Source organism: Micromonospora sp. NPDC051296 (genome assembly GCF_040682255.1).
GTDB lineage: Bacteria > Actinomycetota > Actinomycetes > Mycobacteriales > Micromonosporaceae > Micromonospora > Micromonospora craterilacus.
Genome location: NZ_JBFBAO010000136.1, coordinates 1 through 15,928, shown reverse-complemented (window position 1 = coordinate 15,928; position 15,928 = coordinate 1). Strand labels below are relative to the sequence as shown.

At 71.5% G+C, this 15,928-nt stretch carries 11 protein-coding genes; 5 read left to right on the top strand and 6 right to left on the bottom strand.

Features of this window, described 5'->3' with window-relative positions:
- The 5 genes from AB0M52_RS16380 to AB0M52_RS16360 all read right to left on the bottom strand — a co-directional run.
- Window positions 1-1,207, bottom strand: a 1,207-nt coding sequence (locus tag AB0M52_RS16380; RefSeq protein ID WP_363953974.1) for an oligosaccharide flippase family protein, incomplete at its 3' end; no start/stop codon positions are given.
- A gap of 6 nt (window positions 1,208-1,213) precedes the next feature.
- On the bottom strand, window positions 1,214-2,569 hold the full coding sequence (locus AB0M52_RS16375) for a glycosyltransferase (protein WP_363953972.1): 1,356 nt from the start codon (window positions 2,567-2,569) through the stop codon (window positions 1,214-1,216).
- Window positions 2,566-3,705 (bottom strand): glycosyltransferase, encoded by a 1,140-nt coding sequence (locus AB0M52_RS16370; protein WP_363953970.1) that lies wholly within the window; start codon window positions 3,703-3,705, stop codon window positions 2,566-2,568. The genes AB0M52_RS16375 and AB0M52_RS16370 overlap by 4 nt, the downstream gene beginning before the upstream one ends.
- Window positions 3,706-3,867: 162 nt before the next feature.
- Window positions 3,868-5,103 carry a glycosyltransferase gene (locus tag AB0M52_RS16365; RefSeq protein WP_363953968.1) on the bottom strand — a complete coding sequence of 412 codons (1,236 nt, stop codon included), beginning with the start codon at window positions 5,101-5,103 and terminating at the stop codon, window positions 3,868-3,870.
- Window positions 5,100-6,035, bottom strand: a complete 936-nt coding sequence (locus AB0M52_RS16360; RefSeq protein ID WP_363953976.1) for an NAD-dependent epimerase/dehydratase family protein — start codon at window positions 6,033-6,035, stop codon at window positions 5,100-5,102. The genes AB0M52_RS16365 and AB0M52_RS16360 overlap by 4 nt, the downstream gene beginning before the upstream one ends.
- A 144-nt stretch (window positions 6,036-6,179) precedes the next feature.
- Here AB0M52_RS16360 and AB0M52_RS16355 point away from each other — a divergent pair, with 144 nt between their 5' ends.
- From AB0M52_RS16355 to AB0M52_RS16335, 5 genes are all read left to right on the top strand, one after another.
- Window positions 6,180-7,394 (top strand): glycosyltransferase, encoded by a 1,215-nt coding sequence (locus tag AB0M52_RS16355; protein WP_363953966.1) that lies wholly within the window; start codon window positions 6,180-6,182, stop codon window positions 7,392-7,394.
- A 35-nt stretch (window positions 7,395-7,429) separates the two neighbouring features.
- Window positions 7,430-8,908 carry an O-antigen ligase family protein gene (locus AB0M52_RS16350; protein ID WP_363953965.1) on the top strand — a complete coding sequence of 493 codons (1,479 nt, stop codon included), beginning with the start codon at window positions 7,430-7,432 and terminating at the stop codon, window positions 8,906-8,908.
- A complete protein-coding gene (locus AB0M52_RS16345) occupies window positions 8,905-10,263 on the top strand; it encodes a hypothetical protein (protein ID WP_363953963.1) in 1,359 nt (452 codons plus the stop codon). The genes AB0M52_RS16350 and AB0M52_RS16345 overlap by 4 nt, the downstream gene beginning before the upstream one ends.
- An 88-nt stretch (window positions 10,264-10,351) precedes the next feature.
- Window positions 10,352-13,456, top strand: coding sequence for a M14 family zinc carboxypeptidase (locus tag AB0M52_RS16340; RefSeq protein WP_363953961.1), 3,105 nt, complete (start codon window positions 10,352-10,354; stop codon window positions 13,454-13,456).
- Between the two features lie 92 nt (window positions 13,457-13,548).
- On the top strand, window positions 13,549-14,478 hold the full coding sequence (locus tag AB0M52_RS16335; RefSeq protein WP_363953959.1) for an NAD(+)/NADH kinase: 930 nt from the start codon (window positions 13,549-13,551) through the stop codon (window positions 14,476-14,478).
- A 92-nt stretch (window positions 14,479-14,570) separates the two neighbouring features.
- Here AB0M52_RS16335 and pgm read toward each other — a convergent pair.
- A partial coding sequence (pgm, locus tag AB0M52_RS16330; protein WP_363953957.1) for a phosphoglucomutase (alpha-D-glucose-1,6-bisphosphate-dependent) occupies window positions 14,571-15,928 on the bottom strand: 1,358 nt, incomplete at its 5' end.

Sequence of the window (15,928 nt, the reverse complement as noted above, 5' to 3'; positions counted from 1 at the left end):
CCACCCAACCCACCAGCTGCGGGCCGACCACACCGGCCGCGTTCTGCACCATGAAACGCGGCGAGAGCGCCGCCTGTAGCAGCCACCACACCGCCAACCCGGCCAGCAGCAGGCGGTCCTCGCCGATCGGCGCCGACAGCCACGCGGCGAAGATCCGGTCGCCGACGGCCACCAGGACGATCGACGGCACCGCGGCGGCGAGCACCGAAAGCATCGTCATCCGGCGGGTCATCCGCCGCACCCAGGCCAACTGCCCCCGGGCCAACGCGTCGCCATTGGCGGGCCAGAGTGGCACGTTGACCAGGACGACGAGCTGACCGATCTGGGCCAGCAGCCGCGCCGGGATGACGAAGCCCGCCACCGCGGCCAGTCCCAGCGCGTGCGCGATGAGCAACGTGTCGGCATTCGTGCCGACCGACATCACGACGGTGATCAGGAAGAACAGCCCGCTGAGCCGGCTCAGTTCGCGGACCGCCCGGAGGTCGACCGCCCGCAGGCGGGGCCGGATCCCGGCGTGTCCTCGCCCGAAGAAGCAGACCGCGTTGACCAGGTTGACCAGGGGCGGGACGGTGACCGAGACGACCACTACGGCGATCGGGGGCAGGCCCACACCGACGACGGCGAGCACCGCGGCCAGCCCGGCGAGGCTGGCCGCCGCCTGCCACACGTTGCTGCGACCCACCTGCTGGTAGGCGTACTGCACCCGGGTGATCAGCGAGAGCGGCACGTTGACCAGGAACGCGGTGAGGCAGACGAGGGCGACCAGCCGGGTCTGCCCCGGGGTGACCTCGCCACTGACGTTGAACACCGACGTCCAGGGGATCGCGTGGGCGAGCAGCCACAGCGCCACGGTCGTCGTCACCGCCAGCAGTGACAGCATCAGATAGGCGCTGGAGACGTAGCGCTGTGCGCGCGCGTCGTCGCCGTGCGCGTGGCACCCGGCCAGCTTGGTCATCAGCCCGCTGCCCAGTCCGAGGTCGGCGAAGGCGGCCATGCCGACCAGCGCGCCGACCGCCATCCACAGTCCGTACAGGTCGGTGCCGAAGTACGGCAACGTCACCGGCACCAGCACGATCGGCGTCACGAACCCGACGGCCCTGCTGAGCAGTGCGGTGGTCACGCCGGAGACGAGACGCCGGGTCCGGTCCGGCGGGCCGCCGGCACCGGTGGCCGGCCGGAGCGCCTCGGCGAGCCGCGTGGAGCCCATCCGCCGCTACCGGTCGGCGGGCCGGACGGACGCCCCCCGCCAGCTCGCGGACGGTCTCGGCGGAAGTTCGTCGTCCAGTGGCCCGCCGGAACGGGCCACCGCGAGTTTGTGGCCGGCGGACCCGGTCCCGGCGGCGTCCCCGGCAGAACCGGTGGCAGGTGACGTCAGCGCGGCGAGGAACTCGCGGATGCGCCGGCCCTGGGCGAGCGGGCCACAACTGCGGTGGACGAACTCACGGGCCGCCGCCCCTCGCCGGGCTGCCTCCTCGGCCGGCAGCGCGAGCGCGTGGGCGAGGGCGTCGCGCAGCCCGTCCACCGTGTCCGGTTCGGCGATCACGAGGTGCGGCAGGTAGTCCGCCGGTAGGCCGGGCAGTCGTGTGCTGACCACGGGTACGCCCGCCGACAGGTACTCGATCGTCTTGGAGGGGAACGAGTAGGGGACGAAGTACTGCTCGACCGGGCGGGGGTTGACCAGCACCGCCGCGCGGGCGAGACGGGCGGCGAGGGCCTCGCGGGCGAGCAGTTCCGGTGGTGCGATCCGGGGGTCGACCCCGGCCTGTTCGCAGAGCCAGGGTGTCAGCTCCCCCCGGCCGAACAGCCGCAGTCGCAACTGCGGATCGGGTAGGGCACGGAACGCCCGGACAAGTCGATCCACGCCGTACGCCCGGCTGAGTCCGCCGGCGTACACCACGTCCCGGGTGCCGGCCGCGACCTCGCGGCCGGCACGGACACCGGCCGGCGGGTGATGGATTCCCTCCATGATCAGGTGGGGCCGGCCCGGCGCGAAGTCCTCGGCGAGCGGCCCGGTCAGGGCTACCACCCCGGCACACCGGCGCAGCGCGGCCCGGACCAGGAGAACGTCGAGCCGGCGCAGCAGCCGCACCAGGCGCCCGTCGGTGGGCAGCGCGACCCCCGGGGGATCGGTGAGCACCGGTACCACCCGCACACCCCGCCGGCGGGCGAGCAACGCGCCGGCCCACAGGAACGGGGCGTGCACGCCGTGCACCAGCAGCACCTCGCCGTCGGAGAGTCCGCCGACCAGACAGCGGCGGGCGGACGCGAACCGGGTGATGTGCTTGAGGCCGAGCACGTTCACGAAGCCCAGCAGCCGGCCGTCGACGCCCTGGTCGTGGAACGCCCCACCCCGGAACACCAGCCGTCGGTTGCCCGGCCAGGTGGAAACCGGCGCGGCGGAAAGCAGCCGGACCGGGCAGCCGACCGCGCGCATCGCGCCCACCAGGCCCCAGGCGAACGCGTGGGTCTGCGTGGCGTGCACGGCGTCACCGGCCATTACGCCGGCCAGCACCTCGTCGGGCAGGGTGAAGCCGAGCAACGTCACCGGAAGGCTCCGGTCGGCGCTCATCGGGGCGCCGCCAGGATCCGCCGGTAGACCGAGTCGAGCGTGCCGAGCATGGCGTCGAGGCTGTACCGGTCGCGGACCCGCTCATGTGCGCGCCGCCCGAGCCCGGCCCGAGCGGCGGGATCGGCCAGCAGCGGCAGCAGCGCCTCGGCGAGCGCCACCGGGTCACCGGCCGGCACCAGCACGCCGTCGCCGTCGCGCAGAACCTCCACGTTGCCGCCGACCGCGGTCGCCACCACCGGCAACCCGTGCGCCATCGCCTCCAGCAGCGCGTTGGAGAGGTTCTCGTGCAGCGACGGGAAGACGAACAGGTCGGCGGCCGACAGCAGGTCCGGCACGTCGGCGCGGGAGCCGAGCAGCCGGACGTCGAGTCCGGTCGGGTCGGCTGCGGCGCGCAGCGCCGCGGTCACCGCCGGCCCGTCCGGTCCGTCCCCGACCACCAGCAGTACCCGCCGGCCGGGACCGGCCGGCAGCCGGCGCACCGCGTCGGCGAGCACCCCGTAGCCCTTCTCCCAGGTCAGCCTCGCCACGGTGATCATCGCTAGGTCGCCGGTACGCAGGCCGAGGTCGGCGCGAACCCGATCGCGCGGGGACGGACCGACCGGCATCGGCACCCCGTTGGGAATCACACCGACGAACCGCTTCCCGCAGCCGCGGAGGAAGTCCCGGCCGGCGGTGGCGCGGCAAACGGTGGCGACGTGCGTGGCCCCGCGTACGGTGAGTGGTTCCGCCGTGTGCACGAGCAGGGCACGCCGCAGTGGCCGGCCGGCGTGCCGCAGGTCCCGGACGGTGCCGTGCACGGTGACCAGGATGCGCGGGCATCCGGCCAGGCGGGCGGCGATGACGCCGTGGAAGCCTTCGTTCTGCAGTCCCCGCACATGCACCAGGTCGGGGCGAACGCGCCGCAGCAGCGCCACCCACGTCCGCAGCAGCGCAACGTCGAGACCGCCGTTGCCGCCGCCCTGATGCATCCGCACGAAGTCGTACTCCTCGGCGAGCCGGGAGGCGAGGACCCGCTCGACGGCGGTCAGCGGCCCGTTGGCTCCGGGATGGCCGGCCGAGTGCTGGACCACGACGGGTCGGGCCCTGAGGCCAGGTGGCGGGCGGCGATGACCGGCGACGGCGATGGTCGGGTCCATGAGGAACTCCACTTCGGCGCGGACCGACGCGGACGCTGGTGACGGCGGGCCCCAGCTCCGGCAGTCATCGTATCCGGCAATAGGGATGGAACATTAGGTAAGTCTGCATATGTGGACATATCACTCTCGGAGCGCGGCGGCTGTCAGCGGCGCGCCGGCGGGTCATTGGCGGCGGAGCGGGAGGGCGTTGAGGAAGGCGTCAACCCGGCCGGCGTACCGCCGGTAGTCGAAAGCCGTCTCTGCGGTGGCCCGAGCCGCCACCCGCATGGCCGCCAGTTGCGCGCCGGACAACCGGACCGCGCGGCACAGCACACGCCGCAGCTCGGTGACGGTCGCATCGCGACAGACGAGGCCCTGCTCGCCGTCGGTGAGGAACTGCCCGAGGTCACTGGTCAGGTTGGCGATCACCGGCGTTCCACAGGCGAGGCTCTCGGCGAACTTGGTGGGAAAGCCGGCGTTCGTGAACCGCGCCGACGGTCGCACCAGGACGCTGAAGTTCGCGCCACTGACGATCTCCTCCACCTGCGGCTGCGGCACCCGGCCGGGTACCCGAACCGACGGTGGCAGGTCCGCCCCACCGAGCAGGCCGCGCACCTCGTCGACCGACGGCCCGTACACCGAGAGGGTCAACTGCGCCTCCCGACCCACCGAGTCGACGGCGCGGACGACGGTCCCGAGCAGGTCCTTGCGGCCCGGTGTCCCGAAGTACACCAGGTGCAGTCCGGGTCGCTGCGCGCCGAGCCCGTGGTCGCGGACGCGCAGCCCGAGCACGTCCAGCGTCGGCGGCACCCGCAGCACGGGGACGCCGCGCTCCCGGTAGTGGCGTTCCAGCAGGGAGCTGATCGCGATCACGCCCTGGCAGCGGGGGTAGTAGTAGTGCAGGGCGAGCTTGGCGCTCAGGTGGACCGGCCCCAGCGCGCCCCCGGCGAGCTGGTGCGGCGCGTACCACTCGACCACGTCCGCCACCAGCGGGACGCCGTGCCGGCGGCACCATCGGCCGATCCGGGCGATGTACTGCGTCCCGCCGCCGTAGACGACCACACACGCCGGCCGCGTCGGCTGGCTGTCGAGCCACCGTACGGTCTGCTCACCGAGGCGCACGAGCAGGTGCGCCACGGTCGCCAACCGGCCGGTGCCGGCGGTGGGCCGCTCCCCCAGCCCGACGTACCGCACGCGTCCGGTGCCCGCCACCCCGTCGACCGGTGCCGGCGACGCCGGACCGTCGTCCCCGCCGGCCACCACGACGTCGTGTCCCGCCGCCGCCATCGACCGGGCCAGGCCAAGCACGCGCCGGGAACCCGGCTCACCCCAGGGGAACCGGAACGGGCCCACGTACGCGATCCACCCGCCGGCGGTCGCCAGCGAATCCTTGCGCGTCGGTGCCGGATGTGTGGTCACCGCTGGACGAGCACCTGCCCGGACAGCCAGGCGACGGTCTCCGCCAAGCCGGTCCGCAAGGGGTACTGCCGCGCCGAAGGGAACAGCTCGCGCAGCCGGCCGGAGTCGGCCTGGGAGTCCCGCACGTCGCCGGCGCGGGGCGGGCCGTGGCTCACCTCGAGCCGCCGGCCGAGCACCTCCTCCAGTTCCGCGATGAGCTCCCGCAGGGAGACCCGTACGCCGAACGCGAGGTTGACCACGTCGGCGGCGGAGACCCGGCGCCGCACGGCGTCCACGATCACCTCGGTGACGCTGCGGACGTAGGTGAAGTCCCGCGTCTGGTGGCCGTCACCGTGCACCTGCAACGGCCGGCCCCGCAGGGCCGCGGTGACGAACTTCGGCACCACGGCGGCGTACGCGTGGTCGGCCGCCTGCCGGGGACCATAGACGTTGAAGAATCGGAACGGCAGCACGGCGAGGCCGTAACACGCGGCGTAGGCGAGGGCGTACGCCTCCGTCGCCAGCTTCGACACCGCGTACGGGCTCACCGGCAGCGGTCGCAGTTGCTCCCGCCGCGGCAGGATCGGGTTCGCCCCGTAGACCGAGGACGAGGAGGCCAGCACGAAATGCGGTACGCCGTGCCGGCGCACGGCTTCCAGCACGGTCAGGGTGCCGGTGGCGTTCGCGTGGTGACTGCCCAGCGGATCGTCGATGGATCGGGGCACCGACCCGAGGGCACCGAGATGCACGACGCTCGCCGCGCCGGCCATCGCCCCGTCGAGCAGGTCCGGGTCGCAGACGGAACCGATGAACGTCCTGGCGGGCACGTCGAGCAGGTTGTCCAGCGAACCGGTCGACAGGTCGTCGACGACCACGACCTCGCCGACACCTGGCTCCTCGGCGAACGCCCGCACCAGGTTGGACCCGATGAAGCCCGCCCCTCCCGTGACCACGATTTTCAACGGTTCTCCTTTGACCCACCGCGGCGGGGCCGCGCTTTCAAAACAGCCGCCTTCGACGCCGCCCGATTGGAAACAACGACCGTTCCGACAAGCAGTTGCGCCGTCACCATCCGGGCCCGAAGTCGTTAGCCAGGCGTGGCTGAAACCTACGGGGCGGAATGCGATGACCGCACGGCGACAGTCGCAAAGGAAATTCGCGATACCAAACCGTTCCGGGTACTTCTGACCTGCGCCTTCTTCGAACCGGGATTTCGCGCCGGCGGCCCGATAAGGTCGGTTTCCCAACTGCTCGACGTCGTGTCGCCCGCGATCGAGGTCACCATGGTGACAAGGGATCGCGACCTCGGTTCCACGGCGGCCTACCCCGGCCTGTCCGGCCGCTGGGTGCGTCGCGGCCAGGCCCGAATCTGCTACGTCAATCCGCGCCGCCCGAGGCACTGGTGGTTGCTCGCGAAACGTCTGACCCGCATCCGCTTCGATCTGCTCTACGTCAACAGCCTATGGGCTCCCTCCTCGATTTTCCCGATCCTCGCCGCCCGTCTCAGCCTCATCCGCGCCCGGCGGATTCTCGTCGCTCCCCGCGGCGAGTTGGCACCGACAGCGCGAAACGTCAAGGCCACGAAAAAGCGAATCTTCCTGCCGTTCTGGCGCCCCTTTCTCAGCGGCTCCCGAGTGCTGTGGCACGCAACCAACCCACAGGAGGCGGAACTCATCGCGCAGACGTTTCCCGGGGCACGTATCGAGACCCGGCCGAACGACGTGTCCATCTCCGGCGAGCCGCTGGTGCCGTCCGCCGCCGACGGGCCACTGCGGCTGGTCTTCATCAGCCGCATCAACCCGATCAAGAACCTCACCACCGCGCTCACCGCGTTGGGGCGGATGTCACGCCCGGCAATGTTCGACATCTACGGACCGATCGAGGACGTCGACTACTGGGCGGCGTGCCAGGACCTGATCCGCCGGCTGCCCGAGACGGTCAGTGTCAACTACCGCGGTGAGCTGACGCCCGACCAGGTCCGGCCCACCTTCGCGCGCTACGACGCGTTCGTCTTCCCCACCCAGGGCGAGAACTTCGGCCATGTCATCGCCGAGAGTCTCTCCGCCTCCTGTCCGGTCCTCTGCGCCGACCGGACCCCGTGGACCCCGGTACTGCGCGAAGGCGGGGGTGAGGTCCTGGCCGACCTCGCCCCGGAAACCCTCGCCCACCAGCTCGACCTGCTCGCGGCCGCGCCGCCGGAAAGGCGGCTCCGGGCACGTCATGCCGCCGGCGAGGCGTACCGGTCGTGGCGCGCCAGGACCGACGAACCCAACATCCTCGACCGGATCCGGATGGATGCCGCCAGCCGTTGAGGTCACCCGCGCGAGGCCGACAATTCGAGGGATTCATGAGACAAAGCTGGCTCGTCAATGGCCTCACCGTGGCCGCCGGCTGCGTCGCGGCGGTCGTGGCCGGGTACGCGGCGTCGCGCCCGTCGGTGGGCATCGCTGCGATCGCGCTGCTGGTCGTCGGCTATCTGCTCAGCCGGCTTGACGGCTGGCAGCGGCTGTTCGTCGCGACCCTCGTCCTGCTGCTCTGCTCGGTCTCCCATGTCGCTTCGGTGGCGCAGATCAGCTTCTACCCGCGATACCTCGCCCTGGGCGCCCTGGTCGCATGGACGTTCATCGCCCGCGGCGACGCGCCGACGGCCTGGCGACGGCTCCCCGCCGGAACGCGTCTGCTCCTCGGCGGGCTCTGGGGCTGCGTCGCGCTGGCCGTCGTCAGCAGCGCCTGGTCGATCACCCCGGTACTCACCCTTGCGCAGAGCGGGGCGCTGGCTCTGCTGGCCGGTCTCGTGCACGGGCTGACGACGCGACGTTGGACCGACCAGCGACGCATCGGCAGCGACCTCGGCGTCGCGTACGCCGTGCTCACGATCGCACTGGTCGCCGGCCTGGGCTACGGGTTCGCGGGTGGTGCCAACGCCTGGAACTACGCCGACCGGTTCCAGGGGTTTCTGGCAAACCCCAACATGCTGAGCATCCTGTGCGCGCTGACCATACCGATCGCCTGGACGGTGTACCTGCGGTCCCGCAAGCTCCTGCACCTCCTCGGCGTCGTCCCGGCCGTCATCACACTGCCCATGACCAGTTCCCGGACGGCCCTGCTGGCCGTCGTCGCGGGTGCCTGCTGGGTGATCGCCCGACACGGTTTGCCCACGGTCGTCCGAGTCTGCTGCTACCTGGGCGTCACCGGCGTCGCGCTCCAGTTGGTCGGTGCGACTCACTCGATCGTCGGCTCCCATTGGGCGGAGCGGTTGTCAGCCCGATTCACCGACGCCGAGGGGGGCGATCTCTCCAACGGCCGGAGGGTGACCTGGGAAGCGTCGATGGCCCTGTGGGAGGCGCGTCCCACGCTCGGTTACGGATACTCAAGCGGCGTCGCCCTGTTCGAGCACACCCGTCAGGCGGGCTTCCTCGACATCAGCGTCAACCGCGTCCACAACAGCTACTTCCAGTGGCTGCTCGAACTCGGACTGGCCGGCGCGGCCGTCCTGCTGCCGGTGGTCGCCGGCTGCCTCTGGATTCTCGTCCGGGCCCCGCTGACCGGCGTCAACCCCGGACTGATCTGGTTGATCGCCACGGGGATGCTGATCCAGATCACCGAGTCCGCGATGTTCGGCACCGGGCAGCCGTACCCCTACCTCTTCTGGCCCGCCGTGGCCGGTGTCCTGGCGGCGTCGCAGGGCCCCGCCCGGGCCGGCACACACCGTGCCAGGCAACACCGGCACGAGACGCGGTGGCACGTCGGGTCGGACCGGCACCGGCCCGGACCCGACCCGGACCGGGAACGGCGCTTCAGCTCAACCGGAGCACGGAGCCGGTGAACGATCGATCCCGCGGCCACCCCTCGTCGACGGAACCGGCCGGCGGCCAGATCAGCAATGCCGGGCGAACCGGTGGGGTCCGGTCGAACACGATCGTCGCCTCGGCGTCGAGCCTGCTGAACGGTCTGGTCAACGCCGGGATGCTCGCGTACGCGGCGCGGCAGGGCCAGACCGGGGAGATCGCCGCCTACAGCGTCATGACCGCCGCGCTGACCTGGGTGGCGATCCTGGTCATGGGCGGCTCGTCGCTGCTGTACGTCTCGGGGCACGAACACGAACGCCAAGCCGTACGAAGCCAGCGCGTGCTGATCGCGCTACCGATAATGATCGTTGCCACCGCAGTGCTCGCCGCCCTGTACGGGGGCCGCGGCTACGCCGGCGTGGCGCTGGTCGCCGCCGGTGGCGTGCTGATGCTGAACAGCCTCGCCGAACTGCGCTACAGCGACCTGATCCGGCAGATGCGGTTCGTCGCCGCCTCCGCCGCGCTGACCAGTACCCGCCTGCTCGCGCTGGCCCTGTTGATCGGGGGCGTTCCGCTGACCGTCGCCCTGGCCGCCGGCGCCGCGGTCTACCTGCTGGTGATGGAGGTGCTCGCCTGCCGACCAAAGACCGGAATCCGGCCGATGTGGTCCGGGCTGTCGATGCGGGCGGCCGGCGGCGCGTTCCGGTTGAACCGCCGGCTCTTCGGCTACAGCATCGCGGACGCCTTCAGCGCCCGGGCCGGCACGATCGCCCTCTCCCTGGTCGCCAGTCCACACGTGGTGGGCTGCTACGGCGCGCTGGTCAGCATCTACCAAGCGCTGGTCGCGGTCGTGTTCAGCGGGCTACGGGTACCGATGGCGATCCGGACCCGGCGGCGACACCGGATCGGCCCGCCCGGCGCTGTCGGCCGAGAAGCCGAGATCATCTCGGTGACCGCGTCGACCCTGATCGCTGCCGGCATCATCGGGTTCGCACCCTGGCTCACCATGACCGTTCTCAACCTGGGCCTACCCGAGTCGGCGCTGTGGCTGCAACTGCTGGCGCTCGCGCTGCCGTTCGCCACGGTGAACCGCGCCTTCGCGCTCAACCGCATCGGCGACGGAGACTACCGCGCCGCTACCCGCACGGCGCTCTCCATCGCCACGCTCGTCGCCGGCGGGCTGCTCGTCCAGGCGGCCATCCTCGGTCCGGCGGGTACGGCCACGGCAGCGGGGATCGCGGAGGTCGTCGTCGCGGTGGCCCTCCTGGCCGCGGCCGCCAGGCGCCGCCGGGCCAGCCGGACGACCCCGCCGTCCTCTCCCGACCGATTGCGTCCGGCCCGGACCGGAACCGTCCGGCGCGACTCCGTCGCATCGGCCGGACGAGGCGACTAGCCAAACGTATTGACCGGCGGGCGTATTGACAGGGGTAGTGGGCGGCACGAGGCTCGCGCTCAGAAGTCCTTCGATCAAAGGGGGCGCGATGAGGCGCACACCGCTGGCGATCGCCGGCGTGTTCACTCTGGTCGGCGCGCTGGCGCTGACCGCACCGGCGAGCGCACGGCCGCCGTCCGATCCAGGTGGCCGGGACAGCATGGAGGTGTACGTCGGCACGGTCGGCCCAGCGCAGCTGCATCAGCTGCGCGAGGCCGGTGTCGACATCGGGCACGAATCCACCACCGACCAGTCCGGAAACACGCGGATCGAGACGGTGCTCAGCCGCGGCCAGGCCGACCGGCTGGCCCGCAAGGGCGTCAAGCTGTCGGTCAAGCAGGTCCGGGGCAAGAATGCCTCGCAGGTGCTGCGGGAGCAGGCCGCGACGGGCTGGCGGGCGTTCCGCTCGTACAGCGAGCCCGGTGGTATCCGCGACGAGATCACCGCGACGGCGGCCCGGCATCCGCAGCTGACCCAGGTGCAGACCATCGGTCGTTCGGCGCAGGGCAAGCCGATTCTCGCGATCAAGGTCACCAAGAACGCGAAGAACACGAAGGACGGCACGCGGCCGGCGGTGCTCTACGCCGGCGCCCAGCACGCCCGGGAGTGGATCACGCCGGAGATGACCCGCCGGCTGATGCACCACGTACTGGACAGCTACGGCACCGACCGGGACATCACCCGCCTGGTCGACACGACCGAGCTGTGGTTCATTCCGGTGCTCAACCCCGACGGCTACGACCACACTTTCACCCCGGGCAACCGGCTGTGGCGCAAGAACCTGCGTGACAACGACGGCGACGGGCAGATCACCGGTGTCGACGGCGTCGACCTGAACCGCAACTTCAGCTACAAGTGGGGCTACGACAACGAGGGATCCTCGCCGGACCCGACCAGCGAGACCTACCGCGGTCCCGGTCCCAACTCCGAGCCGGAGACCAAGGCGCTGGATGCGCTGTTCAAGCGGCTCAAGTTCAAGTTCTTCATCAACTACCACTCCGCCGCGCAGTTGCTGCTCTACGGCGTCGGCTGGCAGGTGTCCACGCCGACCCCCGATGACGTCATCTACGAGGCGATGGCCGGTGACGATGCCAACCCGGCGGTCCCGGGCTACGACCCGGACCTCTCCGCCGAGCTGTACACCACCAACGGCGACACCGACAGCCACGCCACGGTGCGCTACGGCACGCTCGGGTTCACCCCGGAGATGTCCACCTGTCAGGTGGCGGCCGAGTCCGACCCGAACGACCAGTGGCGCCCGGAGGACTGCGTCAGCGTCTTCACCTTCCCTGACGACGAGAAGCTGATCGCCGCCGAGGTGGCCAAGAACCTCCCGTTCGCGCTCGCCGTGGCCAAGTCGGCGCAGCAGCCCGACGAGCCGGTGTCGGTCGTCGGCCGCAGCACCTCGGACTTCGTGGTCGACGCCTTCGACGTCTCGTATGGCCGGGACCAGGAGGTCGCCGCGATCAGCCGGCGGTCGCTGAAGAACGTGCGGCTGAACTACACGGTCAACGGGGGCAAGGCGAAGTCCGTCAAGGTCACCGAGTGGCGTGGGGGTAAGCGCTACGGCGACACCCACAACGACTACTACGCCGAGCTGCGCGGAAAGGTCACCGGCAGCCGGCCGGGCGACCGGGTGCAGGCCTGGTTCACCGGCACCAAGCCCGGCAAGGGTCCGGTGTCCAGCGAGCGCTTCACCTACCGGGTGCACCACGACATCGGCGGGGACGTGCTGGTGCTGGCGATGGAGGACGTCACCGGCCTGAGCCCGGCCCAGAACAGCACCACCGCCAAGTACGCCGACGGCATCGCCGCCTCGCTACGCGCCGCCGGGCGCAGCAGCGACGTGTACGACTTCGACGTGATGGGTCGCACCGCCCCGCACCACCTGGGCGTGCTGTCGCACTACAAGACGGTGGTCTGGGAGACCGGCGACGACGTCATCCTGCGCTCCCCCGGCCAGGTGCCCGGCACCGCGGCGAAGGCGGCGCTGGACACCGAGCTGGCCGTCCGGGACTACCTGAACGAGGGCGGCAAGCTGCTACTCAGCGGCAAGTACGCCCTCTACGCCCAGGCGGCCAACGGCCTGTACGCGTACCACCCGGACGCGCCACCGGAGTGCACCGACGCGGGCGACCCGACCTGCCTGCCGCTGCTGAACGACTTCCAGCAGTACTGGCTGGGGGCGTACAACTACGTCAGCGACGGTGGCACCTCGCCCGACGGGGAGCCGTACCCGGTCCAGGGTGACGCCGGGGCGTTCGCCGGCTTCGCCGGAACGCTCAACGCCGAGGGGTCCGCCGGCAATCAGGACCACACCGCGTCGTTCCTGACCACGTCGGGCTTCCTGCCGGTCGAGCAGTTCCCGCAGTTCGCCAGCTCCGCGCCGATGGGCTGGACCCGGCCGGGTGGGGCGCCGTTCGACCCGCGTACGGGCGACTGGTACCTGTTCAGCGGGCAGTCCGACGAGTCGTACAAGCGGCTGACCCGGACCGTGGACCTGACCGGGGCCAGCAGCGGGGAACTGCGCTTCTTCACCTCGTTCGACATCGAGACGAACTGGGACTTCATGATCGTCGAAGCCCACGAGGTGGGCAGCGACGAGTGGACCACGCTGCCGGATTCCGGCGGCCTGACCACGCAGGAGACCGGGGACAGCTGCGACTCCGGCTGGGTCGCGCAGATCCACCCGTTCCTCGCCCACTACCAGGGCGCGGACTGCTCGCCGACCGGCACCACCGGCGAGTGGCACGCGGCCACCGGCACGTCCAACGGCTGGAAGGAGTTCGTGGTCGACCTGTCGGCGTACTCGGGCAAGCAGGTGGAGGTCTCCATCACCTACGTGACCGACTGGGCCACCCAGAACCTCGGGGTGTTCCTGGACGACACCCGGGTGATCGTCGACGGGACCACCGTCGCGGAGACCTCGTTCGAGACGGACCTGGGCGGCTGGACGGTGGCCGGGCCGCCGGCCGGCTCCAACCCGGGGGCCAACGACTGGTCGCGCAGCCAGCAGGCGTTCGAGGAGGGCTCGGTGGTGGTCACCAAGGACACCGTCTACCTGGGCTTCGGGCTCGAAGGGCTGGCTCCGGCCGCCCGTGACGAGCTGGTCGCCCGGTCGCTGACCCACCTGACCGGCCGACCGCGCCGGTAGCCGCGTTCGAAGGCGCGCCGGCGGTGGGGACACCGCCGGCGCGCCTTGCGGGTACCGCCGTGGAACCGCTCGGACTGTGGTGAGCTGGGGACATGGACCGGATCCGGCTCGGGCTGGTGCTCCATCCCACCCGCGACGTGTCTCCGGTGGTGGACACCATCGCGGCCTGGGCCGCCCGAAACGAGGCCGCCCTGGCGGTACGCGCCCAGGACCGGCACCGGGTGCCCGAGCCGGTCCAGGCGGTGCCGGAGGCGGATCTCGTCCCCCGGTCGGACGTGCTGGTCAGCATCGGCGGAGACGGCACCATGCTGGGCGCGCTACGGCTGGCCGTACATGATCCGAGGCCGGTGCTCGGCGTACACCTGGGCAAGGTGGGGTTCCTGGTGGAGGTGGAACCACCGGAGCTGTCGGCGGCGCTGGACCGGCTGCTGACCCGGAACTTCACCGTCGAGACGCACAGCTGCCTGGCCTGCGACGTGTGCGGCGACGACGTGGTCGCGTTCAACGACATCGCGCTGGTCCGCCAGCCCGGACGGGGCTTCATCACCGCCACCCTGGCCGTGGACGGGCAACGGTACGGCTACTACCGCTGTGACGCGCTGGTGGTCAGCACCCCGACCGGTTCGACCGCCTACAGCTATGCCGCCGGTGGCCCGCTGGTCTCGCCGGCGACCCAGGCGGTGGTGGTGACCCCGAGCGCCCCGATGGCCGGCATCTCGCGGGCGGTGGTGCTCTCCCCCGACGAGGCGGTCCGGTTGGAGCTTCGTCCCGAGTCCGCGCCGATCGCCGTCGAGTCGGACGGCCTGTTGATCCGGGAGGCGGCGACGTCGGGGGCGGTGTCCATCCGCTACCGCCACGACGCGGGCCAGGTGGTCCGCCTCGACCCGCGCCGCTATCAGGAGCGCAGTCAGCTCAAGCTGAGCCTGCTGGACCTGCCGCTCCTGCCCGAGCAACTGCGCGAGCTGCTGCCCGACGGAGTGCGCCGTCAGCTCGACCGCCGCGACCTGCCGCCCCTGCGCTGACCACCCACCGCACCCGACGACGATGCGCGTGGTGGTGCGCGTTAATAGGGGGCCCCTGCTCTACACCAGGCGTTAAGAAGGGGCCCTTCCTTTCAGCTGGACAGGACGTCGGTGACGAGGTTCTGGGCTTCCTGCTGGAGGCGGGAGAGGTGTTCGGGGCCCTGGAAGGACTCGGCGTAGATCTTGTAGACGTCCTCGGTGCCGGAGGGACGGGCGGCGAACCAGCCGGAGGCGGTGGTCACCTTGAGCCCACCGATCGGCGCGCCGTTGCCGGGCGCGGTGGTGAGCGTGGCGGTGATCGGCTCGCCGGCCAGCTCGGTGGCCCGCACCTGCTCCGGGGAGAGCTTGCCGAGCACCGCCTTCTGCTCGCGAGTGGCCGGTGCGTCGATCCGGGCGTACGTGGGCGCGCCGAACCGCCCGGCCAGCTCCGCCCAATGCTGGCTGGGCGTCCGGCCGGTGGTCGCGATGATCTCGGAGGCGAGCAGGCAGAGCAGGATGCCGTCCTTGTCGGTGGTCCACGTTCCCCCGTCGCGACGCAGGAAGGAGGCGCCGGCGCTCTCCTCCCCGCCGAAGCCGACCGCGCCGTCGAGCAGCCCCGGCACGAACCACTTGAAGCCCACCGGCACCTCCAGCAGCGGACGCCCGAGGTCGGCGGCGACCCGGTCGATCATCGAGGAGGAGACCAGGGTCTTGCCGACCGCGGCGTCCGGCCCCCACTCGCTCCGGGTACGGAACAGGTGGGCGATGGCCACCGCCAGGTAGTGGTTCGGGTTCATCAGCCCGGCGTCGGGGGTGACGATGCCGTGCCGGTCGGCGTCGGCGTCGTTGCCGGTGGCGACCTGGTAGTCGGCGCGCATGGCGATCAGCGAGGCCATCGCGTTCGGCGAGGAGCAGTCCATCCGGATCTTGCCGTCGCCGTCCAGGGTCATGAACCGCCAGGTCGGGTCGACCGTCGGGTTGACCACGGTCAGGTCCAGCCGGTGCCGCTGGGCGATCTCGCCCCAGTAGGCGACGCTGGCGCCGCCGAGCGGGTCGGCACCGACGCGGACCCCGGCGGCGCGGATCGCGTCGATGTCGATCGCCGCCGGCAGGTCGTCCACATAGCGGCCGAGGAAGTCGTACGTCGAGGTGGTGTCGGCGGCGAGGGCCCGCGCGTACGGGATGCGGTGCACCTCCTTGAGCCCGGCGGCGAGGATCGCGTTCGCGCGGTCCTGGATCCACCGGGTGACGTCGGAGTCGGCCGGGCCGCCGTGGGTGGGGTTGTACTTGAACCCGCCGTCGTCCGGCGGGTTGTGCGACGGGGTGATCACGATGCCGTCGGCGAGCCCGGCGGTGCGGCCCCGGTTGTGGCCGAGGATGGCGTGCGAGACCGCCGGGGTGGGGGTGTATCCGTCCCGGCTGTCCAGCAGTACGGTCACCTCGTTGGCGGTGAGCACCTCCAGGGCGTCCA